Source organism: Dyella sp. 01L423 (assembly GCF_056399945.1).
On sequence record NZ_JBFTSI010000002.1, the window covers coordinates 415,277 to 438,583 of the forward strand.

23 protein-coding genes and 1 tRNA gene are annotated in these 23,307 nt (G+C 62.8%); 17 read left to right on the forward strand and 7 right to left on the reverse strand.

The annotated features are described in order from the left end of the window. Positions 1–283: 283 nt before the first annotated feature. Entirely contained in the window at positions 284–2,875 is a 2,592-nt protein-coding gene (acnB, locus tag AC1DMY_RS08525; RefSeq protein ID WP_477164525.1) for a bifunctional aconitate hydratase 2/2-methylisocitrate dehydratase, read from the forward strand. A 257-nt stretch (positions 2,876–3,132) separates the two neighbouring features. Next, a complete protein-coding gene (locus tag AC1DMY_RS08530) occupies positions 3,133–4,044 on the forward strand; it encodes a LysR family transcriptional regulator (RefSeq protein WP_477164526.1) in 912 nt (303 codons plus the stop codon). Positions 4,045–4,882: 838 nt separating this feature from the next. Here the strand turns inward: AC1DMY_RS08530 and AC1DMY_RS08535 are convergent. Both AC1DMY_RS08535 and sbcB read right to left on the reverse strand, forming a co-directional pair. Then, positions 4,883–5,569 carry a DUF2461 domain-containing protein gene (locus AC1DMY_RS08535; RefSeq protein ID WP_477164527.1) on the reverse strand — a complete coding sequence of 229 codons (687 nt, stop codon included), beginning with the start codon at positions 5,567–5,569 and terminating at the stop codon, positions 4,883–4,885. Between the two features lie 11 nt (positions 5,570–5,580). Then, positions 5,581–7,029: an exodeoxyribonuclease I gene (sbcB, locus tag AC1DMY_RS08540; protein ID WP_477164528.1), complete on the reverse strand. Its 1,449-nt coding sequence runs from the start codon at positions 7,027–7,029 to the stop codon at positions 5,581–5,583. Positions 7,030–7,157: 128 nt separating this feature from the next. Here sbcB and orn point away from each other — a divergent pair, with 128 nt between their 5' ends. The 4 genes from orn to AC1DMY_RS08560 all read left to right on the forward strand — a co-directional run bounded on the left by orn (position 7,158) and on the right by AC1DMY_RS08560 (position 11,097). Continuing rightward, complete coding sequence (gene orn / locus AC1DMY_RS08545) at positions 7,158–7,718, forward strand: oligoribonuclease (RefSeq protein WP_477164529.1); 561 nt, start codon at positions 7,158–7,160, stop codon at positions 7,716–7,718. 21 nt (positions 7,719–7,739) lie between these two features. After that, positions 7,740–8,648, forward strand: a complete 909-nt coding sequence (gene folP, locus AC1DMY_RS08550) for a dihydropteroate synthase (RefSeq protein WP_477164530.1) — start codon at positions 7,740–7,742, stop codon at positions 8,646–8,648. Positions 8,649–8,705: 57 nt separating this feature from the next. Then, entirely contained in the window at positions 8,706–10,052 is a 1,347-nt protein-coding gene (gene glmM, locus AC1DMY_RS08555) for a phosphoglucosamine mutase (protein WP_477164531.1), read from the forward strand. A gap of 109 nt (positions 10,053–10,161) precedes the next feature. Further along, positions 10,162–11,097: an isopenicillin N synthase family dioxygenase gene (locus AC1DMY_RS08560; RefSeq protein ID WP_477164532.1), complete on the forward strand. Its 936-nt coding sequence runs from the start codon at positions 10,162–10,164 to the stop codon at positions 11,095–11,097. A gap of 81 nt (positions 11,098–11,178) precedes the next feature. Here AC1DMY_RS08560 and AC1DMY_RS08565 read toward each other — a convergent pair whose 3' ends face one another. Both AC1DMY_RS08565 and AC1DMY_RS08570 read right to left on the reverse strand, forming a co-directional pair. After that, positions 11,179–11,916 carry a class I SAM-dependent methyltransferase gene (locus AC1DMY_RS08565; RefSeq protein WP_477164533.1) on the reverse strand — a complete coding sequence of 246 codons (738 nt, stop codon included), beginning with the start codon at positions 11,914–11,916 and terminating at the stop codon, positions 11,179–11,181. 372 nt (positions 11,917–12,288) lie between these two features. Then, the gene (locus tag AC1DMY_RS08570; protein WP_477164534.1) at positions 12,289–13,104 is read right to left on the reverse strand and encodes an SDR family NAD(P)-dependent oxidoreductase; all 816 of its coding nucleotides are present in this window, start codon (positions 13,102–13,104) and stop codon (positions 12,289–12,291) included. A 122-nt stretch (positions 13,105–13,226) separates the two neighbouring features. On the opposite strand from AC1DMY_RS08570, the gene tpiA reads away from it, so the two are divergent. The 4 genes from tpiA (at position 13,227) to AC1DMY_RS08590 (ending at position 15,267) form a co-directional block, all read left to right on the forward strand. Next, positions 13,227–13,976, forward strand: coding sequence for a triose-phosphate isomerase (gene tpiA / locus AC1DMY_RS08575; protein ID WP_477164535.1), 750 nt, complete (start codon positions 13,227–13,229; stop codon positions 13,974–13,976). 25 nt (positions 13,977–14,001) lie between these two features. Continuing rightward, positions 14,002–14,448 carry a preprotein translocase subunit SecG gene (secG, locus tag AC1DMY_RS08580; RefSeq protein WP_441602393.1) on the forward strand — a complete coding sequence of 149 codons (447 nt, stop codon included), beginning with the start codon at positions 14,002–14,004 and terminating at the stop codon, positions 14,446–14,448. A gap of 11 nt (positions 14,449–14,459) precedes the next feature. Beyond that, positions 14,460–14,544, forward strand: a tRNA-Leu gene (locus AC1DMY_RS08585). 213 nt (positions 14,545–14,757) lie between these two features. After that, a complete protein-coding gene (locus AC1DMY_RS08590) occupies positions 14,758–15,267 on the forward strand; it encodes a GNAT family N-acetyltransferase (protein WP_477164536.1) in 510 nt (169 codons plus the stop codon). A 483-nt stretch (positions 15,268–15,750) separates the two neighbouring features. On the opposite strand, the gene AC1DMY_RS08595 is transcribed toward AC1DMY_RS08590, so the two are convergent. After that, on the reverse strand, positions 15,751–16,218 hold the full coding sequence (locus AC1DMY_RS08595; RefSeq protein WP_477165003.1) for a pilin: 468 nt from the start codon (positions 16,216–16,218) through the stop codon (positions 15,751–15,753). A 774-nt stretch (positions 16,219–16,992) separates the two neighbouring features. Here AC1DMY_RS08595 and AC1DMY_RS08600 point away from each other — a divergent pair. Further along, positions 16,993–17,223, forward strand: coding sequence for a hypothetical protein (locus tag AC1DMY_RS08600; RefSeq protein ID WP_477164537.1), 231 nt, complete (start codon positions 16,993–16,995; stop codon positions 17,221–17,223). Positions 17,224–17,304: 81 nt separating this feature from the next. Then, a complete protein-coding gene (locus tag AC1DMY_RS08605; protein WP_477164538.1) occupies positions 17,305–17,721 on the forward strand; it encodes a GFA family protein in 417 nt (138 codons plus the stop codon). A gap of 30 nt (positions 17,722–17,751) precedes the next feature. On the opposite strand, the gene AC1DMY_RS08610 is transcribed toward AC1DMY_RS08605, so the two are convergent. Then, positions 17,752–17,922, reverse strand: a complete 171-nt coding sequence (locus AC1DMY_RS08610; RefSeq protein WP_477164539.1) for a hypothetical protein — start codon at positions 17,920–17,922, stop codon at positions 17,752–17,754. Between the two features lie 256 nt (positions 17,923–18,178). Between AC1DMY_RS08610 and AC1DMY_RS08615 the strand changes: the two genes are divergently transcribed. The 5 genes from AC1DMY_RS08615 (at position 18,179) to asnB (ending at position 21,884) form a co-directional block, all read left to right on the forward strand. After that, complete coding sequence (locus tag AC1DMY_RS08615; protein ID WP_441602385.1) at positions 18,179–18,457, forward strand: 2-hydroxyacyl-CoA dehydratase; 279 nt, start codon at positions 18,179–18,181, stop codon at positions 18,455–18,457. 62 nt (positions 18,458–18,519) lie between these two features. Continuing rightward, positions 18,520–19,461 carry a TolB family protein gene (locus tag AC1DMY_RS08620; RefSeq protein ID WP_477164540.1) on the forward strand — a complete coding sequence of 314 codons (942 nt, stop codon included), beginning with the start codon at positions 18,520–18,522 and terminating at the stop codon, positions 19,459–19,461. A gap of 85 nt (positions 19,462–19,546) precedes the next feature. Beyond that, positions 19,547–19,939: a SpoIIAA family protein gene (locus tag AC1DMY_RS08625; protein WP_477164541.1), complete on the forward strand. Its 393-nt coding sequence runs from the start codon at positions 19,547–19,549 to the stop codon at positions 19,937–19,939. A 49-nt stretch (positions 19,940–19,988) separates the two neighbouring features. Next, positions 19,989–20,117 (forward strand): hypothetical protein, encoded by a 129-nt coding sequence (locus AC1DMY_RS08630; RefSeq protein ID WP_477164542.1) that lies wholly within the window; start codon positions 19,989–19,991, stop codon positions 20,115–20,117. Between the two features lie 93 nt (positions 20,118–20,210). Further along, the gene (gene asnB, locus AC1DMY_RS08635) at positions 20,211–21,884 is read left to right on the forward strand and encodes an asparagine synthase B (RefSeq protein WP_477164543.1); all 1,674 of its coding nucleotides are present in this window, start codon (positions 20,211–20,213) and stop codon (positions 21,882–21,884) included. 43 nt (positions 21,885–21,927) lie between these two features. Here the strand turns inward: asnB and AC1DMY_RS08640 are convergent, their stop codons facing one another. Beyond that, the gene (locus AC1DMY_RS08640; protein ID WP_477164544.1) at positions 21,928–23,259 is read right to left on the reverse strand and encodes an aspartyl protease family protein; all 1,332 of its coding nucleotides are present in this window, start codon (positions 23,257–23,259) and stop codon (positions 21,928–21,930) included. Positions 23,260–23,307: the final 48 nt, after the last annotated feature.

Consider the following 23,307-nt stretch of genomic DNA (forward strand, 5'->3'; position numbering starts at 1 on the left):
CTGGAATCCAGTGACTTGGCACGCCTGGAGGCGCTGGATTCCAGTTTTCACTGGAATGACGAACAAGGGCGTAGCGCCGCATTGCAGACCGCTCCGTCACATGCACTCCCATTCAGTTTGGGACAAAAGCCCAAACGCGCAAGAGACCCCATCGGCGATTGCCGCATATTCCCCTTGCAAGATTTCGAACGCAGGCGGAAGCGTTGTCTTGCGTTGCGGCGCTTGGCCCCCGGCTGGCAAAATAGCGGGCTGAAATGCCGCCTCAGACACCGGACGAGACCCCATGCTTAACGCCTACCGCCAACATGTTGCCGAGCGCGCCGCGCTGGGTATTCCGCCGCTGCCGCTGTCGGCCCAGCAGACCGCTGAGCTGATCGAGCTCCTGAAGAACCCGCCGGCTGGCGAGGAAGCCTTCCTGGTCGAGCTGATCGCTTATCGCGTGCCGGCCGGCGTGGACGATGCGGCCAAGGTCAAGGCCTCGTACCTGGCGGCCGTGGCGTTCGGCACCGAGCAGTGCGCGCTGATTTCGCGCGAGAAGGCCACCGAACTGCTGGGCACCATGTTGGGCGGCTACAACATCCATCCGCTGATCGAGCTGCTCGACGACGCGCAGATCGGCACCGTCGCTGCCAACGCGCTCAAGCACACGCTGCTGATGTTCGACGCTTTCCACGACGTCAAGGACAAGGCCGACAAGGGCAACGCCAACGCCAAGGCCGTGCTGCAGAGCTGGGCCGACGCCGAATGGTTCACCAGCAAGCCGGAAGTGCCGGAAAGCCTGACCATCACCGTGTTCAAGGTGCCGGGCGAAACCAATACCGATGACTTGTCGCCGGCGCCCGATGCCACCACGCGCCCGGACATCCCGCTGCACGCGCTCGCCATGCTGAAGAACCAGCGCGACGGCGCGCCGTTCCAGCCGGAAGAAGACGGCAAGCGCGGCCCGATCGCCTTCATCGAATCGCTGAAGGAAAAGGGCCACCTGGTTGCCTACGTCGGTGACGTGGTCGGCACCGGTTCCAGCCGCAAGTCCGCCACCAATTCGGTGTTGTGGTTCACCGGCGAAGACATCCCCTTCATCCCGAACAAGCGCTTCGGCGGCGTGTGCCTGGGCAGCAAGATCGCTCCGATCTTCTACAACACCATGGAAGACGCCGGCGCGCTGCCGATCGAGCTCGACGTGTCCGACATGAACATGGGCGACGTGGTCGAGCTGCGTCCGTATGAAGGCAAGGCGCTCAAGAACGGCGCCGTGATCGCCGAGTTCCAGGTCAAGTCCGACGTGCTGTTCGACGAAGTGCGCGCCGGCGGCCGCATCCCGCTTATCGTCGGTCGTGGCCTTACCGCCAAGGCACGCGAAGCGCTGGGCCTGCCGGCGTCCACCCTGTTCCGCCTGCCGCAGCAGCCGGCCGATACGGGCAAGGGCTTTACGCTGGCGCAGAAGATGGTCGGCCGCGCCGTCGGTCTGCCGGAAGGCCAGGGCGTGCGTCCGGGTACCTATTGCGAGCCGAAGATGACCTCGGTGGGTTCGCAGGACACCACGGGTCCCATGACCCGCGACGAGCTGAAGGATCTGGCCTGCCTGGGCTTCTCTGCCGACCTGGTGATGCAGTCGTTCTGCCACACCGCCGCTTATCCGAAGCCGGTGGATGTGAAGACCCACCACACCCTGCCGGAATTCATCAGCACGCGCGGCGGCATCAGCCTGCGTCCGGGCGACGGCGTGATCCATTCGTGGCTCAACCGCATGCTGCTGCCCGACACCGTCGGCACCGGCGGCGACAGCCACACGCGTTTCCCGATCGGCATTTCGTTCCCGGCGGGTTCGGGCCTGGTCGCGTTCGCCGCCGCCACCGGCGTGATGCCGCTGGATATGCCTGAGTCCGTGCTCGTGCGCTTCAAGGGCGAACTGCAGCCGGGCGTCACCCTGCGTGACCTGGTCAACGCGATTCCGCTGTACGCGATCAAGAGCGGTCTGCTCACCGTTGCCAAGCAGGGCAAGAAGAACATCTTCTCCGGCCGCATCCTGGAAATCGAAGGTCTGCCGAATCTGAAAGTGGAGCAGGCGTTCGAGCTGTCCGATGCCTCGGCCGAGCGCTCCGCCGCCGGTTGCACGGTGCACTTGGACAAGGCGCCGATCATCGAATACATCAACAGCAACATCACGCTGCTGAAGGTCATGATCGCCCAGGGTTACAAGGATCCGCGCAGCCTGCAGCGCCGCATCAAGGCGATGGAAGCCTGGCTCGCCAACCCGCAGCTGCTGGAGCGCGATGCCGACGCCGAATACGCCGCCGTGATCGAGATCGACCTGGCCGACGTGCACGAGCCCATCGTGGCCTGCCCGAACGACCCGGACGATGTGAAGACGCTGAGTGACGTGGCTGGTGCCACCATCGACGAAGTGTTCATCGGTTCGTGCATGACCAACATCGGTCACTTCCGTGCAGCGTCGAAGCTGCTGGAAGGCAAGCGCGATATCCCGACCAAGCTGTGGGTCGCTCCGCCGACCAAGATGGACCAGCAGCAGCTGACCGAGGAAGGCCACTACGGCGTGCTCGGCACCGCCGGCGCCCGCATGGAAATGCCGGGTTGCTCGCTGTGCATGGGCAACCAGGCGCAGGTGCGCGAGGGCGCCACGGTGTTCTCCACCTCCACCCGCAACTTCCCCAACCGTCTGGGCAAGAACTCCAACGTGTACCTGGGTTCGGCCGAACTGGCCGCGATCTGCTCGCGTCTGGGCCGCATCCCGACCAAGGCCGAGTACATGACGGACGTGGGCGTGCTCGATGCCAACGGCGAGAAAATCTACAAGTACATGAACTTCAATCAGATCGCCGATTACCAGGACGTGGCCGATACGGTTACTGCCTGAGAGCGGTGAGTCACCTTCGGGTGGCAAGGGAAGGGCGGCGCAAGCCGCCCTTTCTTTTTGCCTGATGTTTTGGCCGCTGGTTGCTTCATTGTGGGAGGCCACCCTGTGGCCGACAGGGGCACATCGGGATTGACGCTCCGTTGGTTTGTCGCGCACAGGGTGCGCTCCCACAGGAGGCTTTTTGTCGCCCAATCTCACGGCCGTCGTGCCGGTCGTTTATGCTTCACCCGTCACAGGCCAGGCAATGCACCCCACGGATGATTTCTTCCCACCTATCGGTAGTCTCGCTTCGTGACCTGATGCTGGTGCAGGCGGTGCGTCGCCATGGCAGCTTCAATAGCGCGGCGCGTGCGATGCATATCAGCCCATCGGGCCTCTCGCATCAGGTACAGAAAGTGGAGCAGGCGCTGGGTGCGCCGCTGTTCGAGCGCGGCGGTCGCCGCATCGTGCCCACGGCGGGCGGCCAGCGCTTGCTGGAGCAGATTGATGCGGTGCTTGCCGCGGCGGAACACCTGCAGCAGGTCGCGCGCGCCGGTGAGGTGGCCTTTGGCGGCGAGCTGCGACTCGGTGTTCCCGCGTCACTCGGCCCTTATCTGCTGCCACATCTGATCGGCCCGTTTCCCCAGCATTTTCCGGGCACGCGCCTCAGCCTCTCCGAAGGCAAGCCACGCGGCCTGCTGCGTCGCTTGAACGAAGGCGAGCTCGATGCCGTGCTCGCGCCTCTCGTGCCGCCGGTCAGCGGCGTGGCGATGCGCCCGTTGTTCTTCGAACCCTGGGAAGTGATGTTCCGCGCCGACCACGCGATGGCTGGCAAGCGCAGCGTAGGTCTGGAGCAACTGGACGCCACCGACGCCACGCTGATGACCGAAAGCCATTGCGAAGATGTCCTGGGCGGCGGCCACGTGCAGGACGTGAGCCTGGAAAGCCTCGCCGCGCTGGTGGAACTGCGTGGCGGCTATGCATTGGTGCCGGCCCTGGCGCACGAGCGCCTGGCCTCGAATCCAAACGTGGTGCTGGCCAAGCTCAAGGGGCAGGCGCCGGGTCGCGAGATTGCGCTGTACTGGCGCGAAGCCACGCCATGGCACGAAGACCTGCAGAACTTCGCCGCGCTACTGCGCAAATTGGCGAAGCAGCGACCAGGCCTCAAGTTGCTGAGCGAAACCGAGTAAGTCAAAGAAAAGCGAAGCGAGCCCCAGTCCATCCGGGCGACAACGCCATGCAGGAGTGCACCCTGTGCGACCATTCTGCTGAGCGGTACATCCAAGCACTGCGGTCGCGTACAAGGTGCGCTCCTACAAGGGAGCGCGCTGGCCTGTGGATGGCGGATCGATGTTGCCGGTCGGCTCTTTGTGGGAGCGCACCCTGTGCGCGACTAACCTACGGAGCGATACACCCCAGCGTGGCTGTCGCGCACAGGGTGCGCTCCCACAGACAGACCGGCATGTTAGAAGGCAGGCTAAAGCCGATGCGCAGCGAGGCTCCGCTTTAAGCCCTCTTCGCTGTGGCGCGTTGCGGTGTAGCGGCGATGCGTGTCGGACGATCGCCACGCTTCCGAGCCCTTCGAGCGACATGAGATCGTATTCAACACGATGCTATGAGCTCCTGATCTACAGGCCATTCTCTTTGGGTTACTTTTCTCTTACTCCGGGCATCCTGCCCTCCGCCCTTCGGGCCGGCTTCGCCGTTCGCATGCGCTCCTGCGCATGCGTGGGCCAGCAAGAGAAAAGTGACTCGAGCGGCGGCAGGCGATCGAAACGCCCGCCGCGTAGGCGGCACGCTGGCCTCGAGGTGACAATCAGAAGCCGGGGCTTTGGATGATCAGCCGCGCGACAGTAGAAGAGCGATCCCGGCCTGCGCCGGGATGACGGCAAAGAGGAAACGCCCCCGCGAGCACCCGCCCCTCACCCCAACCCTCTCCCCGCAGGGGAGAGGGAGAAATGCGCGTTACCCTTCAGGGTTCCAGAAGGCACGCTTAGTCCTGCAAACAAGCGCCCACAAGCGCAGCCATCAAAACTCCAACTCCTGCGCCGCACACAAATAATCAACCATCGGCGCCACCCGCTTATACGTATCCACCAGCCACGGCAACAACTCCGCCGAACACGCCAGCTTCTCGTCAAACCCCTCGCCACAAGCGAAATCCTTGCGCTTGATGTCATCGATCAACTCATGCGCCGGATCAAATCCACGTGGCGGCCGGCTCAGCGATTCACCCCAGAATTCGAAGTGATCGCGAAACGTCTTGCTGCGCGTGGCCTTCTTCCAGGCCTCCGGGTTGTCGGCGAGAAACCCGCGGATGTGCTTGAGCGCCTCCGGTTCCGGATGCCACATGCCGCCGCCGGCAAAACAGTCGCCCGGCTGGATCTGCACATAGAACGACGGCGCCGGGATCTCGTGGCGCCGCTCATGGAAGAACCGCGCACCCTGCCATGATTTGTAAGGCAGCTTGTTGTTAGAGAACCGCGTGTCACGAAAAATGCGGAACAGCGAACCGCCGTTCTTGCGCGTATCGGCGCGGTAATGCTTGCTGATCTTGTTCAACGGCGCTTGCAAGTCGCCGATCAGCGCAAGAAACGGCTCGCGTACATGCGTTTCGTAATCGTCTTTGTGCGCGTGGAACCACTCGCGGTTGTTGTTCTTTTCGAGCGATCGAAGAAAGCGAAACGTGGCAGTCGAAAAATAGGTGTTGGCCATGGTGTCTGTGGTCAGGCGCTGATGGGTGCAATCTCGGCGGCGAGCTGCTCGCCCCAGGCTTGCAGTTGGTCGAGGATGGCAAGCTTATCGTCGCCCAAGGGATCGCCGCGCAAGGCAGCAATGCGAGCGAAGTAATCGTCCAGCGTGAGGTTGGTCAGTGGCGTGGGCTTCGTCAGGCGGTCGCGGCAGAACAACTGCCAGCGCGCCTGTTCGTCCAGGCTCAGCGTGTGCGGCCAGTTGCGGGCGCGATAGCGGAACAACAGCTCCGCATAGCGCGGATCGCGGAACGGGAACTCGCGCTGCCCCAGCTGCTCCGGCGGCGTGCCGCGGATCTCGGTGAGCAGGCGCTTGTCGGCATCGGGTAGGAAGCCGCCATACAAGGCGAGTTCGGGATCAGCCGGCGGCGGCATATCGGCCGCGCGCTGGAATACGCGGCGCAGTTTGGCCGCCAGGCCATCGGCCGAGGCCAGCATGTCCCGGTGCGACTGGATCTTTTCCAGGTCGATCTGCAGTCGCTCCAGGTCCATGCCTTTGAGCGTGGACAGCGGTGCGAGCGCCGGCGCACGGTTCGCACGTACGGTGCGCAACGGGATCCGCTCCACGCCTTCGGGCAGGTCGGCGCGCGAGGTGAAGACCCGGTCCGCGATTTCACCCTCGTCCAGCGCAAGCAATTCGGACGGGTCGGTGCCCAGGTCGTACACGATGATTTCCCCCGGTCGACTCGGATGGGCAGCCAGCGGCGCGACCACAGCGAGGCAGTGCCTGCTCGAGGGATAACGCGACGACACATGCACGACAGGCGTCATCGCCACCACATCGAGCAACTCGAACACGCGCTGCTTGCGGCGCAGGTTGAAGTACCAGTCCCACAGACGCGGCTGGCGCACGCGGATCAGGCGCGCAAGATCGATCAGCGCGTAGACGTCCGACAGGGCGTCATGCGCGCGCTCCTGACGCAGGTGATTGGCGGTAGCCAGGTGCTCGAGCTTGAAGCTGGGCGAGCCATCCTCGCGCCTGGGCCATTCGATGCCTTCGGGGCGTAGCGCCTGGCACATGCGCACCAGGTCGATCAGGTCCCAGCGCGAGTTGCCGTTCTCCCATTCGCGGCCATAAGGCTCGAACATATTGCGGTAGAACATCTGGCGCCCGATCTCGTCGTCGAAGCGCAGGGAGTTGTAGCCCACGCCGCAGGTGCCCGGCTGGGCCAGCTGTTCGTGCACCCGGGCGGCGAAATCCGCCTCGAGACAGCCTTCGCGCTCGGCCTGCTGCGGGGTGATGCCGGTGATCAGGCAGGCATCCGGATGGGGCGGCATTTCACGGGGCGGCTTGCCGAAGAACATCACCGGCTCGCCCACCACTTCCAGCTCCATCGTCGTGCGGATGCCCGCGAACTGAACGGGGCGATCGCGCCAGGGGTCGGCGCCAAAGGTCTCGTAGTCGTGCCAGAAAAAGGTCTGCATGCAGCGATCATCGCATGGCCTTCATGCGTGCTCCACGCTCCCCCAGTGAGGGTTCGGCGTGAGAGCTATGCCGAAAATCAGGGTGGCGGCCCGCAACCTGCTGTTAGACTCCGCGTCCAGGAGGGCGCATGAGCCAAGCGAACGAAGACAATCTGATCTGGATCGATCTGGAAATGACCGGCCTCGATACGGACAACGACTCCATCCTCGAGATCGCCACGATCGTCACCGACAAGGATCTTCGCGTACTGGCCGAAGGCCCGGTCTTCGCGATCCGGCACGCCCTGGAGCGGCTGGAAGGCATGGATGCATGGAATCGCAACCAGCATCGCCGCTCCGGTCTGTGGGAGCAGGTGGTGGCCTCGGCCGACGACCATCTGGCCGCCGAGCAGGCCACGCTTAGCTTCCTCAAGGAATGGGTGCCCCCCGGCAAGTCGCCGATGTGTGGCAATTCCATCTGCCAGGACCGCCGTTTCCTGCATCGGCAGATGCCGCGCCTGGAGCGCTTCTTCCATTACCGCAATCTGGACGTGTCGACGCTCAAGGAGCTGGCACGCCGCTGGTCGCCGGCCATCGGCAAGGGCTTTGCCAAGGAATCGGCGCATACGGCGCTGTCCGATATCCGCGATTCGATCGACGAGCTGCGCTATTACCGCCAGTTCATGGGACCGCTGGGCGGCGCGTCCTGAAGTCATCCCACGGGAGTCATCATGTCCTTCGATCTGTTCGCTCCCGTGCTCGATTGCAACGGCCGGTCGTTGAAGCTCGACCGTCCGCGCGTGGTGGGCATCCTCAACGTCACGCCCGATTCGTTCTCCGACGGTGGTCAGTACGCGTCAGTGGATGACGCCGTCGCGCATGGCCTGCGCATGGTGGAAGAAGGCGCGGACATGCTGGATATCGGCGGCGAATCGACCCGTCCCGGTTCCGACGACGTGCCGGTGGACGAAGAACTGCGCCGTGTGCTGCCTGTGCTGCAACAACTGGTGGCGCGCACCGGCGTGCCGCTGGCCATCGATACCTCCAAGCCCGAGGTGATGCGCGCGGCCGTAGCCGCGGGCGCCGGCATGGTCAACGACGTCTACGCATTGCGGCGCGAGGGCGCCATGGATGCCGTGGCCGAGCTGGGCGTGCCGGTGTGCCTGATGCATATGCTGGGCGAGCCGCGCAGCATGCAGGACGATCCGCAGTACGACGACGTGGTGGGTGAAGTGCATCGCTTCCTCACCGATCGCCTGTTCGCCTGCGAGCTGGCGGGCATCGATCGCCGCAAGGTGATGGTCGACCCGGGCTTTGGCTTCGGCAAGAACCTGGAACACAATCTCGCGCTGCTGCGTGCGCTGGAGCGATTCGCCAGCCTCGGCAGCGGTGTCTACGCGGGCATGTCGCGCAAATCGATAATCGGCACGCTGACCGGCCGCCAGGTGCCCGCCGAACGCATGGCCGGTTCGCTCGCGGCGGCGGTCATCGCCGTGCAGCGTGGCGCGCGCATGGTGCGCGTGCACGACGTGGCGGCCACGGTAGATGCATTGGCGGTATGGAACGCTGTGCAGGCCGGCGACACCCCGCCGCGCCGCGACGACAAACCTTCCGCGCCGCGTTGGCCGGACGACGAATAACCAGACAAACCAGGACGTCTGGCGCCTGTGTAGCGCCGACCCGGTAGGAGCAGGACCATGACGCAACGGAAGTATTTCGGCACCGACGGTATTCGCGGTCTCGTGGGGCAGTGGCCGATCAGCGCCGATTTCATGCTGCGGCTGGGTCGCGCCGTGGGCGTGGTGCTTGCGCGCCATGGCCGGCCGCGACCGAAAGTGGTGATCGGCAAGGACACGCGCGTGTCCGGCTATATGTTCGAGTCCGCCCTCGAGGCCGGCCTGGTTGCGGCGGGCGCCGATGTGTCGCTGCTCGGCCCGATGCCCACGCCGGGCGTGGCCTTCCTCACGCGTTCCTTGCGCGCCGATGCAGGCATTGTGATCAGTGCCTCGCACAACCCGCATCACGACAACGGCATCAAGTTCTTCTCCGCCAACGGCGAAAAACTTTCCGACGAAGTGGAACTGGCGATCGAGCAAGAGCTCGAGCTGGACTTCGCCACCGTGCCTTCCGAGCAGTTGGGCAAGGCGATCCGCATTGCCGATGCGGTCACGCGCTACGCGGAGTTCTGCAAGTCCACCGTGTCGGAAGACTTCAACCTGCGCGGCATCAAGATCGTGCTCGACTGCGCCAACGGCGCGACCTACCAGGTGGCGCCGAAGGTATTCTCTGAGCTGGGCGCCGTGGTCACCACGCTGGGCGACAAGCCCGACGGCTTCAACATCAATCGCGACGTCGGTTCCACCCATCCGCAGGCCTTGCAGCGTGCAGTCGTGGAGCAGGGCGCGGACATTGGCATTGCCTTCGATGGCGACGGCGACCGCCTGCAACTGGTCGACCGCCACGGCAAGACCGCCGACGGCGACGACATTCTCTATGTGCTGGCCAATGCCTGGCACGCGCAGGGCCTGCTGCTCGGCCCCGTGGTCGGCACGCTGATGAGCAACTATGGCCTGCAGCTGGCGCTGGCCAAGCTCGACGTGAAGCTGATCCGCGCCAACGTGGGCGACCGCTACGTGCTGCAGCAGCTCAAGGAGCACGGCGGCAACCTGGGTGGCGAGACCTCCGGCCATATCCTGTGCCTGGATCGCGCCACCACCGGCGACGGCATCGTGTCCGCGCTGGCGGTGCTCGAAGCGCTGGCTGGCGCCGATCTGGCGGTGGCCCGCCAGGGCCTGCACAAGATGCCCCAGATCATGATCAACGTGCGTGCTGACGGCGCCCGCGAAGCCCTGGGCAGCGAGGCGGTGCTCGCCGCGCTCGCCCAGACCGAGCAGACCCTCGCCGGCCGCGGCCGCGTGGTGCTGCGCGCCTCGGGAACCGAGCCGCTGGTCCGCGTGACGATCGAGGCCGCCGACGAGGCCGAAGTCCGCCAGTTGGCCGAACAGCTCGCGGGTGTCGTAAAATCGGCAGCAGAACGTTCGTGAGCCTGTAAAGCGTTTTTGTTACCCAGGTCGCCAAGGATTGGCCCGACGTGCCCCGCCCCTGCGGTGGCGGACAGATAAGTGGACCGCACGCACAACCTGTGGACAGATCATGAAGAAAGTTCCGACTCTCGACATCCGTCGTTACGACACCGATCGCGCCGCTTTCGTGGCCGAGCTGGGCAACGCCTACCGTGAATACGGCTTCTGCTGCATCAGCGGCCACGGCATCCCGCGCGAGCTGATCGACGGCGCCTACGACTCGTTCCAGCGCTTCTTCGCGCTACCGAACGACACCAAGATGAAGTACCACATCGCCGGCAGCGGCGGCGCGCGCGGCTATACGCCGTACAAGGTGGAAACCGCCAAGGACAGCAAGTTCGCCGACCTCAAGGAGTTCTGGCACGTCGGCCGCGAAATCCCGCGCGATTCGAAATTCGCCGACGTCATGCCGCCGAACATCTGGCCGGCCGAAATCGCCGACTTCAAGCAGAACGGCTACGGCTTGTTCGAGGCCTTGGATCAGCTTGGCTCGCGCGTGCTGCGCGCACTGGCCCTGCACATCGATCTGCCCGAGCACTTCTTCGACGACAAGATCGACCAGGGCAATTCCATCCTACGCCCGATCCACTACCCGCCGATCACCGACGAAAACATCCCGAACGTGCGCGCCGGCGCCCACGAAGACATCAACTTCATCACCCTGCTGGTCGGCGCCAGCGCCGAAGGCCTGGAAGTGCTCACCCGCGAAGGCGAGTGGCTGCCGATCACCACCGAAGGCGACGCCATCGTGGTCAACATCGGCGACATGCTGCAGCGCCTGACCAACCACGTGTACCCGTCCACCTCGCACCGCGTGGTGAACCCGCAGAACGACAACGCCCGCAAGCCGCGCTACTCGGTGCCGTATTTTCTGCATCCGAATCCGGATGTGGTGCTCGATCCGTTGCCGCAGACGATCACGCCGGACAACCCGAGCCGTTACGACACCAGCATTACGTCGCATGAGTATTTGCTGGAGCGTCTGCGTGAGATCAAGTTGATCTAGCGCCGCGCCTTACTCCCTCTCCCCTCCGGGGAGAGGGTCGGGGTGAGGGGCGGGTGCTCGCGGGAGCCTCTCTACCTCGCCTTAAACGCGCCCACATCGCACATAAAAATCCCACTGCACCTCGCGCACATCCTGTCCCCACACCGCACGAAGCTCAGCCTCCACCATCGCCACCGGATCTTCCCCTTTGTCCTTCACATACCGCTGCGTCGCCGACCACGAGCGCAAATAGGCGAGGAAGTGTTCGACACTCCAGTGCACCGACATCTCGAACGGCGGCGCCTCGATTTCCACGAACGGAAAGGGAATGGTGCGATAGCCTGAATCGACCAGATCGCGTTCCGGCGGCCAATAGGGGCCGACAAGATCCACATACACGCGATTCTTCAGCGCATCGATGGCCGGCGTGACATGACAGTCCGCGTATGACCAAGCCGCGATCACGCCACCGGGTTTGAGCACGCGATTGACTTCCGCATAGAACGCATCGAAATCGAACCAGTGCAGCGCTTGCGCAATGGTCACCAGGTCGACGCTGGCGTCGGGCAGCGAACAATGTTCGGACGGTTCGGCGCGGTAGTCGATATTCGCTCGCGGCTGCGCATTGGCGATTTGACTGGCACTTGGATCGCTGGCGTACACACGGGCAAAACGCGCAGCAAGCGAGACACTGGCTTGCCCATTTCCACAGCCGCAATCCCAAGCGAGTTCGGTCGCAGGAGAGATCTGCGCGAGCCAGTCAAACAACGCATCCGGATAAGAAGGGCGAGCCTCGCGATAGATCGACGCGTGCCCGGAGAAATGATCCTTGAAGCTCATCGGCGTGCCCTGCGCGAGTGGGACAAACCTAGTATATCGATGGCCGATTCGATGGTGCGCCATGGTCGGCATGCAGTGCCATCCAGCCCACCATCACCGACATTGACCGGCCTGCGTGCCCGCTTGTCTGTGGGAGCGCACCCTGTGCGCGACAGCCACGCCCGGGTGTACCGCTCCGTAGGTTTGTCGCGCACAGGGTGCGCTCCCACAAATAGCCACCCGGCAATTTTGATCCCCCTCCGCAGCCCAGCGCGGCCCCTCCCTTGTAGGAACGCACCTTGTGCGCGACCGTAGCGCTGGGATGTACCGCTCCGTAGGTTTGTCGCGCGCAGGGTGCGCTCCTACAAGAGGGCGTTGCGACCAGGCTTCCGCCTAAGTCGCCTCCCCCAAATCCCGATACCGCTTCGACTCCCGTGCCGACAACCACAACGTCAACCGATCCGGCAGCAACTTCATCATCGCCTTGATAAAGCGATTCACCCCACCCGTCACACGCACCACATCGCCGCGTTCGACAGCCTCATACCCCTCACGCACCACAGCTTCCGCCGTCTGCCACATAAACCCAGGCAACTTATTCATCAGCTGCCGCGTGCCCGTGACGTCATGAAACTCCGACCACGTAAACCCCGGGCACAGCGCACAAACATTCACTCCAAGATGCCGATTCTCCAGCGCCAATGACTGCGAGAACTTGATCAGATACGCCTTGCTCGCCGCATAAAGCGTATGACCCGCCGACCCCGGCACATGCCCGGCCAACGAGGCGACATTGACGATCCGCCCATACCCACGCTCACGCATCCCCGGCAACAACCGCCATGCCAGCTCAGCCGGCGCAGTCATCAACACCCGGATAAACGCCTCATGCACCGGCCAGGCCACCGCTTCAAAGGTGCCCGGCACGCCGTAACCCGCGTTATTGATCAGCCAGTCCACCCTAAGTCCACGCGCGTCCAACGCATCGCACAGCTGGCGGACGGCGGCAGGGTCAGCCAGATCGGCCGCGAGTACTGTCACACTGGCCTTGTGCTGGTCGCGTAGCTCCTGCGCCAGAGCTTCAAGCCGCTCGACGCGTCGGGCGGTCAGCACCAGATCGTGGCCGCGCGCCGCAAGATCACGCGCAAAGGCCGCGCCGATGCCGGCGGAGGCGCCGGTGACCAGGGTCAATGGGCGGGCAGGTGGCATAGAAGTGGTCTCCTTGTGGTCCATCCGATTTTTTCCATAACGGCAAGGGTTTGTCGGGTCTTCGTTGCCAGTGGCATGGTCGATCGGTAAGCTTTGTCGTTTATACGCAATGGAACACGCGCATGCGCAAGAAACTCGTCGCCGGCAACTGGAAGATGCATGGTAGCCGCAGCATGGCGACAGCCCTGGTCAGCGACATCGTCGCCGCCTTGCCGACCGCCATCGATGTGGTGGTGATGCCGCCGTTCCCGTACCTGGGCGAACTGGCGAGCCAGCATGCCGGTTCCGGCCTGGGTTTTGGCGGTCAGGACGTGAGCGAGCACGAGGGGCAGGGCGCGTATACCGGTGAAGTGTCCGCCGCCATGCTCGCCGACATCGGCGCTCAATGGACCATCGTCGGCCATTCCGAGCGCCGCCAGTACCACGGCGAAACCTGCGCCCAGGTGGCCCGCAAATTCGCCGCCGCCCGCGCCGGCGGCCTCACCCCTATCCTGTGTGTGGGTGAAACGCTGGCCCAGCGCCAGGCCGGTGAGACGGAAGAAGTCGTGGCGCGCCAGCTCAAAGCCGTGCTCGAGCTCAACGGCATCGGCAGTTTCGACACCGCCGTGATTGCCTACGAACCCCTCTGGGCCATTGGCACGGGCCATTCCGCCACGCCGGAGCAGGCACAGCATGTACATGCGTTCATCCGTAGCCAACTGGAAAAAGAAGATGCTATGATTGCCCGTCTGACTCGGCTGCTTTATGGCGGCAGCGTCAAAGCGGCGAATGCTGCGGAATTGTTCGCGCAAGCAGACGTGGATGGTGGACTGATCGGAGGCGCCTCACTGGCATCGGCCGATTTCCTGGGAATCTGCGCTGCGGCGCATTAAGCGCTACGGACTCTTAAACAGAACCATGTTCGTCATCTTCAGCGTTTTCTACATTCTGATCGCCGCGGCGATGATCGTGCTGATCCTGATGCAGCGCGGCGCTGGCGCCGACGCAGGCTCGGGCTTCGGTGGCGGCGCGTCCGCAACCGTTTTCGGCGCACGCGGCTCGGCAAGCTTCCTCACCCGCTCAACCGCGGTGCTGGCAGCTCTGTTCTTCGCGTTGAGCCTGGGTATGGGCATCTACCTCGGCCACAACGGCAAGGCACAGACCGATAACGGCAACGATCTGGGTGTGATGTCCGGTCTTGCCAACAAGCCGGCTGCAACGCAAAATGCGCAGCCCGCCGCTCCGGCCAACGCGGAAATCCCGCAGGCCACCAAGCCGGCACAGGGCGATGTCCCCGCTGCAACGGCTCCGGCCAAGTCTACGGGCGACGTGCCAGCCGCGACGGAACCGGCAAAGAAAAACTAAGCAAGACACCTGCCCAGGTGGCGGAATTGGTAGACGCACTACCTTGAGGTGGTAGCGCCGTAAGGCGTGGGGGTTCGAGTCCCCCCTTGGGCACCAATCGAAGATGGCGATGCAGACGCATTGTTATCGAAAGCAAAAAACCGCCAACCGGCGGTTTTTTTGTGCGTGCGTTTCGGGCATCGGGCCAAAGGAGCACTCGTCATGGTAGAGATGCGTTTGATCGCTGAGGTGCCAACGGGTTGTGCCAATATTTCGGCCGGTATAGCTAAATAATCTTTCCCGCTTTTGCCACCCTCTAAGAGTCGCCCCGTGAGCCATCCCTCGCCGACCAATCGACTGGAATTTCGTTGCTGGACTTCGGACGACCTGGCACTGGCATGGTCGTTATGGGGAGGTCCTCAGGTGACCGCGTTGATCGGCGGACCGTTCAACGCAGAGGCGGTGGCAAAGCGCTTGTCTACCGAGATGTCCTGCATGCAAGAACACTGTGTGCAGTATTGGCCGATCTTCCTCCGAGAAAGGGGAGAGCACGCCGGGTGCGCAGGGCTACGTCCCTACGATGTCGATCAGGGCGTCTATGAGTTGGGAGTTCACCTGCGCCAGGAGTTCTGGGGGCAGGGCTTGGCCGTGGAGGCGGGCGAGGCGGTGATTGCCTACGCCTTTAACTCACTCGGCGCTTCGGCACTGTTTGCAGGACATCATCCAAAGAACGAGATGTCGCGAAAATTCCTGCTGAAGCTTGGCTTCAACTACACGCATGATGAACTTTACCCGCCGACCGGGTTGAACCATCCGTCGTATAGGCTGACGCAGAGCTAATTGAATACCGGAGTCAAATGGTCCGGTCAGGTTTTGCTCTCTGATCGATGGCTGGTATGGGAATATGACCTGAGCCCCGTGTTGCTCACACGCGATGGTTGGTCCAAAAAAGTGCACTCTGACCCCGGTTTTGGTTTTGCCGGTTTTGGCCGAAAGCAAGAGCACTCCATCCCCACAACCTTAGGATTTTCTCCTTCCAATAGGGAAGACCCTCTCGCGCCTGGCGTCGCATACCTCGCGACCCTAGTACGGTCTATGCGAAGTCAATGCTTGCCATTGCTCTCAACGCGGAATCCACAGGAAGGGCTGTACGCATTTCGTACGCGCTTCAGAGCGACGGTTCCTGCCTCGCGACACTGATTTCGAGCTGAGGACAAAACCGAAACTGGGGTCAGAGTGCACTTTCTTTCTTCAGACGGAATCGGCAGTGCAGCGCATGTCTGATTCGGCGGCAGAAAGTTCATTCCGACCTCAGCCTTTACATCAGCGACAGGTCTGAGGCAGATATTGAAGTGGGATGCCATTGATGTTGCGGTCAGTACAAACCCATTGGATCGAGCCATTGGTGACTACCGCGGCAAATCCCAGCTGAGAGCCGGCGATGACGGTGTTGGCATGTTGCCCATCGGTGTCGTCGAAGTGCACCAGAATGTTACCGGGCCGCGAAAGTGCATCTACATGGCCAACGTACTTGCCGGCATAAGCGTTGGAGCTCATCAGGCCCGCCTGACCTTCCTGGGTGGGAAATTCGCCTGTGCTGTAGTAGTACTCGGTGATTGCGGGCTCCAGACCTTCGGCCAATGAAAAGCCTTCCATCACCTGAGCACGAATCACGTAATTCTTGTACGCAGGTATCGCAATGGCTGCCAAGATCGCGATGATGGCTACGACGATCATCAATTCGATCAACGTAAAGCCCGCCTGCCGACGAGTGTTCCTATAAATTCTCATATGCCCCCTAGCACTCAAGAATTTGGATGAGAAGAGTGATCCGAGTTGTTCGTTGCAAATGCGATCAACTTGATACCGAAGCTGACGCAGAGTCACCATTCTCTGTGCGAGGGAAAGATTGACGGCTACCTGCTATCGGCCATGGAGCAAAGACCTTGAATGCGTGTCGATCGTCCTTTGCACGGAGCAATCCGCCGCCAAGGCGCGTGAGCTCGAGATCCCGTTGATGCCAAGTACCACGCGCGGCGAAGACGATAGCCATCGCCAGAACGATGAACAACTCGACCCAACTGAAAATGTGACGTCTACACGCTTTTAGACGAGAAACTTTGGCTGTGGTGCGTTCATTGGTTTGTAACAATTCTCGTTGTCTATTTAGACGTCTAAATCCGGTGCTCGCCCAGATAGGAAGGCGCAGGGGCTTTGCAACAACCGTCTCCCAGTCCCGGAAACGGGACGGCGGTAGTTAATTCGTTTCTCCGTCATCTCTGGCAGCGCCGCATAACTACCCGCTGGCGAGACGGAGGCAGCCAAATCATCCCTCCGTTCTCTTTGGCTGAGCAGCCTATTCGCCTCCGTCCCGTTTCGCGCGTCGTTACCCCACGGCATCGACGCCCCCATCGCGCGCGCTCCGAAAAGCCCAGGCTGGCACGCTCCTTGATACACCCCTGATCAGTAACACCAACTCCGTCCCCGGCACGGCATCCGTACGCGCTGAGCACCGCCTTTTCAGGCGGCTGGGTGCGGCTGTGCTTCCAACAAGTGGTTGCTGCCATGGAAATGAATTTCACGCTGATTGACGAGCTGGGCGAGCCCATCGAGGTCTTTTGCGAGGTCTTTGAGCGGGGCGAGGCGGTGTATTGGCGGGCCTGGTTGTATGGGTTTGCCACGTTGCAGGAGACAATGGATGGGCACGCGGCCGATGATTCGGCGATTGCGGGGCAGATCCAGGCGGAAATCATGTTGCGTGGGATTCGCGCACATGCTGACCGTGAGGGGCAGTAACTGACCTTGCGCATCCGCCCGCCAGTACGGCGGGGTATGGCTGGGCTAACATCCGCCGGAGCAGACGGATGGGAACAGGCCATGGCGACCCAGCAAGCGGGCAAGAAGTTGGCAGGGCAGTGTTATTGCGGCGCGGTCCGCTATCAGGTGCAGGATGCTTTTCTCTATGCCGCCAACTGTCATTGCTCGCAGTGCCGTCGCACGACCGGATCGGCGTTCAAGCCGTTCGCGGGCATCGGGCGGGAGCAACTGGCGTTAATCCAGGGTGAGGATGCACTGCTGATCGTGGGCGAGCCCACGGGCCACGATGCGCATTGCGGCCGTTGCGGCTCGCTGCTTTATTCGGTGGTGCGCGATGGTGCGTTTGTGCATGTGGCGATGGGGACGCTGGTCGATGCGCCTTCCATTCGCCCAAGTAAACACATCTTTGTCGGCTCGAAGGCGCCGTGGTTCGAGATCACCGACGATCTGCCGCAATACGAGGCTTTTCCGGATTGAAAGAACCCCGCCGTGGCGGGGTTTTTCGTGTCATGCAATGAGTGTCGGAGAGGATTGCAGCCGGTTTTGATAAGCCGCTTCCGTTTCCGTGTAGAGCCCGGACCATGGGTCCAGCACATAGCCCTCGGCGGGCTCGGGCGACACGCGCCTGGCGTGGAGTTCTTCGCCGGCAAATGGCGCATCAAGGGTCATCGGATCCATATGCACTCCTGCTGGTGGTCGCCTGGGAAGTTCAGACTAGCCAGCGGCTCGTTGGTGACCGGTTAAAGCAGGCGCCAATTTTGGCAAACGGAATTCTTATCAAATTCCTAGGAATCGCAGGCTTTGACATTCTCATGACGGAGTGCTCCGCGGGGCACCGGTATATGAATCTTTCGCGGCATCACTTGCCATTTCCGCCACTTCGAGCTGGCGTGTCACAATGGCCGCCCCGCATCGCCACGACGACGCCCTTGCGATGGCTATCCAAAAAGACGCATTCCGGCAGTTCCAGGAAGAACTGGCCGCACTCGACAAGGAGCAGCAGACGCGTCGTAGCGATGCCAAGGAAAAACCGATGGAGCGCGCCCGCCGCGAGTTCCTCGCGTTGCGTGAGCGCTATCAATTGAGCGTGGCCGACGTGGTGGCGTTTTTTCCCGAAGAAGAAGGCATCGCGTATCTGCAAGCCTTGATTGCCGCCTCGGAAGCCCCGCAGCGCAAGCGTCGCGTCAGCCGAAAGGCGCCCGAGCAGGACTAAGTCCACTTTGTCCTTGATCGCAGGGGCGCTAGCATCCGGCGTTTCCCCTATGAGGTGCCGGAATGTTGCGCTACGCCGTCGTTGCTGTGTTCGCCTTCATGTGTGCCGATGCCCTCGCACAGGACGTCACGCCGACGGTGTTCGCGCCCGGCGTGATCTCCGGGCCGCTGCACGACAGTGCGCCGGCCTTCACGCCCGATGGCAACACCGTGTATTTCACGCGCAGCGACGGCACCTACTCCGGCATCCTGGTGAGCCATCTCGACCATGGGCATTGGTCCACACCGGTGATGGCGCCGTTCTCCGGACAGTGGAGCGATATGGAGCCGGCGATGTCGCCGGATGGGCGCTTTCTCGTTTTCGTTTCCAATCGCCCGAAGACGTCCGGCGGCAAACCGCTCGATGGTTTCTTCATGGGGCGCAGCTTTCCCGAGCGCGGCGGCAACCTGTGGAAGGTGATGTGGCAGAACGGCAAGTGGAGCGCGCCGGTGCGCCTGCCGGATAACGTCAACCACAGCGATTCCACTTTCGCACCCAGCGTGGCGGCTGATGGCAGCCTGTATTTCATGCATCCGGCGGCCAATCCCAAACACTTCCAGTTGTATCGCGCGGCCTGGCATCGTGGCGCTTACGACGACCCGCAGCCGCTGCCTTTCAGCGATGGCCATGTCACCGATGTCGATCCTGCGGTGGCGCCGGATGAATCCTTTGTGGTGTTCGGTTCCAGCCGTTCGCCGGCGCGCCAGATCGATCTCTTTATCGTGTTTCGCGACAACGGCACATGGGGCACGCCGATCCATCTGGGCAATGGCGTGAACAGCGCCGTCTCCGACGCGGAAGCGCGCTTGAGTCCCGACCATCGGACGCTTTACTTCGCCAGCGATCGCCTGGTGGATATCGCACCCGGCACCGTGCGTGCGGACTGGGACAACGGCAAATACAACATCTGGCAGATACCGCTGGCACCGTGGCTTGAGGCGCATGCGAAGGCGCAGCAGCCGTAACGCTCAAGCATCCTTGTTGCGGCGATGACGTCTCCGTAACCATCCATTTGAGATACAGACGTCCATCACGGTGAGGACGTCAATCATGATCGAGCAGATTCCAGATTTGCCGGCGGGTGCACTGGGCTTTCGTGCAAGCGGGCAGGTCACCGCCACGGATTACTCGCAAATCCTCGTACCCGATATCGAAGCGGCGTTTGCGATCAACCGAAAGCTGCGCTTGCTCTATCACATCAGCCCCGACTTCACCGGTTTTGACGCGGGCGCCATGTGGGAAGACGCGCAGCTCGGATTCCGTCACTTCAGTGGCTGGGATCGCGTTGCCCTGGTGACGGACGTGCACTGGCTGCGCGTGACAGCAAGCGCCATGGGCTTCGCCGTGCCGGCGGAGTTCAGGCTCTTCCACGACATGCAATTCGATGAAGCGGTGGCATGGATCAGCGAGCCGCGGTCCGTCGACGAGGATGGGAACAAATGAAACTAATCGGCGCTTGTCAGCTGGCGAGACATGTGGTGAAGTCGGCGACATGATCAGCCTTCACGCCCAACTCGTTGCCATGACCGCCGCTTCGGCGTCGGCCAGCGAGTGCGTGCGCGGGCTGAACAATAACAACGCCAATAACAATACCCGCAACCACGGGTGGGCCGGCGTGTAAGCAGCAGCAACACATTACACACGCAAAAAGGCCCGCTCACTGCGGGCCTTTTTGTTTTTCCGTCACGTGAAAGGCAAACCAGGAATCCAGCTCATGTGTTCGATCTTCGGCATGTTCGATCTGCAGCCCGGCGATGATCTGGCCGCGTTGCGCCAGCAGGCGCTCGAGCTTTCGCAACGCCAGCGTCACCGCGGTCCGGACTGGAGCGGCGTGTTCGTGGATGCGGGGGTGATCCTCGTGCACGAACGCCTGGCCATCGTCGACCCGGCCAGCGGCGCGCAGCCCCTGCATTCGCGCGATGGCGCGCTGGCGCTGGCGGTGAATGGCGAGATCTACAACCATCGCGAGCTGCGTGCGGCCAGCGACTACGACTTCACCACGGGCTCTGATTGTGAGGTGATCAATGCCTTGTATCGGCAGGGCGAATCGCCGGCAACGTGGGTGACGCAGCTCAACGGCATTTTCGCCTTTGCGCTGTGGGACAGCGTCGAGTCGCGCTATGTGATTGCGCGTGATCCCATCGGGGTTTGTCCGTTGTATTGGGGGCACGACAGGGAAGGGCGTCTGTGCGTTGCCTCGGAAATGAAATCGCTGGTGGGTTTATGCGCAGACGTGGCGCCGTTTCCGCCGGGGCATGTCTACGACAGCGTGGATGGCGAGTTGCGTCGCTACTATCACAAGCCTTGGCGTGACTATGCGCAGACGCAGGGGCATCAGGTGCCGCTACCGGAACTGCGCCACGCCTTTGAACAAGCCGTGCATCGTCAGCTGATGACGGACGTGCCATACGGCGTGCTGTTGTCTGGCGGCCTGGATTCCTCGCTGGTGGCCGCCTGTGCCGCACGCTTTGCGCGTCATCGTGTGGAAGATGACGATCGCGGCGAAGCCTGGTGGCCGCGGCTGCATTCTTTCGCCATCGGGCTGGAAGATTCGCCCGATCTCGCCGCCGCACAAGTCGCAGCCGATGCCTTGGGCACGGTGCACCACGGCTTCGTGTACACCTTCTGGGAAGGTCTCGACGCGTTGCCGGAGGTGATACGGCACGTCGAGACTTATGACGTCACCACGATTCGTGCTTCCACGCCGATGTATCTGCTGGCGCGTCGCATCAAGGCAATGGGTGTGAAGATGGTGCTGTCGGGCGAAGGCTCGGACGAGATCTTTGGCGGCTACCTGTATTTCCACAAGGCACCTTCCGCCGAAGCATTCCACGAAGAAACCGTGCGCAAGCTCGATGCACTGCACAGCTACGATTGCCTGCGCGCCAACAAATCGATGATGGCCTGGGGCGTGGAAGCGCGCGTGCCGTTCCTCGATCTGAAATTTCTCGATGTGGCGATGGGCATGGATGCGCGTCACAAGATGGCGGGGCAGGGACGGATCGAAAAAGCCGTGCTGCGTGAGGCCTTCCAGGGCGCCTTGCCCGACGAGATTCTGTGGCGGCAGAAGGAGCAGTTCAGCGACGGCGTGGGCTACGGCTGGATCGATGGACTCAAGGCGCACGCCGAGCAGGCGGTAAGCGATCGCGAGTTCGCTGCGGCGGCCACGCGTTTTACGCACAACCCGCCGGCCACCAAGGAGGCCTATTTGTATCGGCGCATCTTCGAGCGGTTCTACCCGGGGCAGGCATGTGCGGAAACGGTGCCCGGTGGGAAGTCGATTGCGTGTTCCTCGCCGGCGGCGCTCGCCTGGGACCCGGCGTTTGCGGCGGCGGCCGATCCCTCCGGCCGCGCGGTGCGCGACGTGCATCAGCAGGCGTTGACCTGATGTCTGTGGCGACGGCCGCGCGCTTGCACGGCCGTCGTCGCGATCAGCGCAGATTGGAGTGAAGCAGGAAGCACTGATGCTGGTGACGGAAGTCCAGTAGGAAATCCATATCGCGCAATGCGCCCGCGCCCAGCGTGATGGGATGCTTGACGTTGTCGGCGTCGGTGTAGACCTCGAAAGTCATGTCGAACGGCTGGCCAGCGATGGTGAGCTTGACCTTGGCCGTGTCGGCATTGACGAATGCGTGCTTGCCGCCGATGTCGCCCATCATGGTTTTCGTGCGATGGAGCGCCGTGACCTCGTCCAGCGCGGCGCGCGTGCCGACCAGGTAGCGGTGCGCTCCCGTATCGAGCATCACCGATTGCGGCGTGTCGTTGACCAATAGCTGCGGATACAGACGAATATTGCTGCCCCAGGCCGCGCTGCTGACGCGCATGGCCGTGTCGCAGGCAGGCACGGGAGAACCCTTGCCGAAGACGTGGATGTCGCTGCGGGTGATCTCCAGCGTGCCCAGCGGCGCCACCAGGTTGCCGCCGATCAAGACGGTATGCCGCGGCACCACGGTCACCGGCACGTTGTGCAGGGTGATGCCGCCCATCGCCAGCGTTTCGAGAATCCCGGACTGAGTGGGGACATTCTTGGCGAGCCGGCCGTTGATCTGGCCCGCTCGGTCGAGCAGCTTGATGCCAAGGCGGTCGGCATCGTCCTGGCCCATCACCAGGTCGCTGGCCCCGGTGTCGAGGACGGCATCTAGCTCGTGGCCGTTGGCCGAGACCGTGAAGCGGGGAAGGGTCTGGTCGTCCGGACGTATTTGTCGCTCTCGCTGCTTCAGCGGCAACGTCACGTCGCCGGCGGGGATGTCGTAGGAGAGCACCGGCTCGTCGGCATGGCTGTCCAGCCAGGCCTGCATTTTGTCGAGCTCAGGGTCGATGCCGTGACCGCGAAAGCGCGTGACGAGCTCGCGTTCCGCCTGACGGGAATCGGCCCAGCGTCCCGCCAGTTGCAGGTTGCCGATGCGAAACTGGCCGCACGACAGGGCAATGAGCGGCCGCACATCGAGCAGCGCGCTTTCGCAGGCGCTGGCGTCGGCGGTGGCGGCGTCCAGGTTGAAATGCACGCGCTCCAGCGCCATGGCCGACCAGACGTGGATCACCGGGTCGTGGTTGTCCTGGTACAGCTTGACCAGCGCGTCCGCGTCGGCGGAGCGCATCGCCTTCCAGATCGCCTGCAGATCAGTGTTTTCCTGATCGATGCTTTCCGCGCCAGCCAGCGCGGGATGGGGAAGGCTGGTTCCCCCGGCGGCCACACCTGTACTCGCCAGGGCCAGCATGCCCGCCAGAGCTGCCGCCCACCCACCATTGCGCGTATTCCCCATGATCCGTTCCTTGTGATGACGCGGTTCCCGTGGCTCGTCGAGATACGC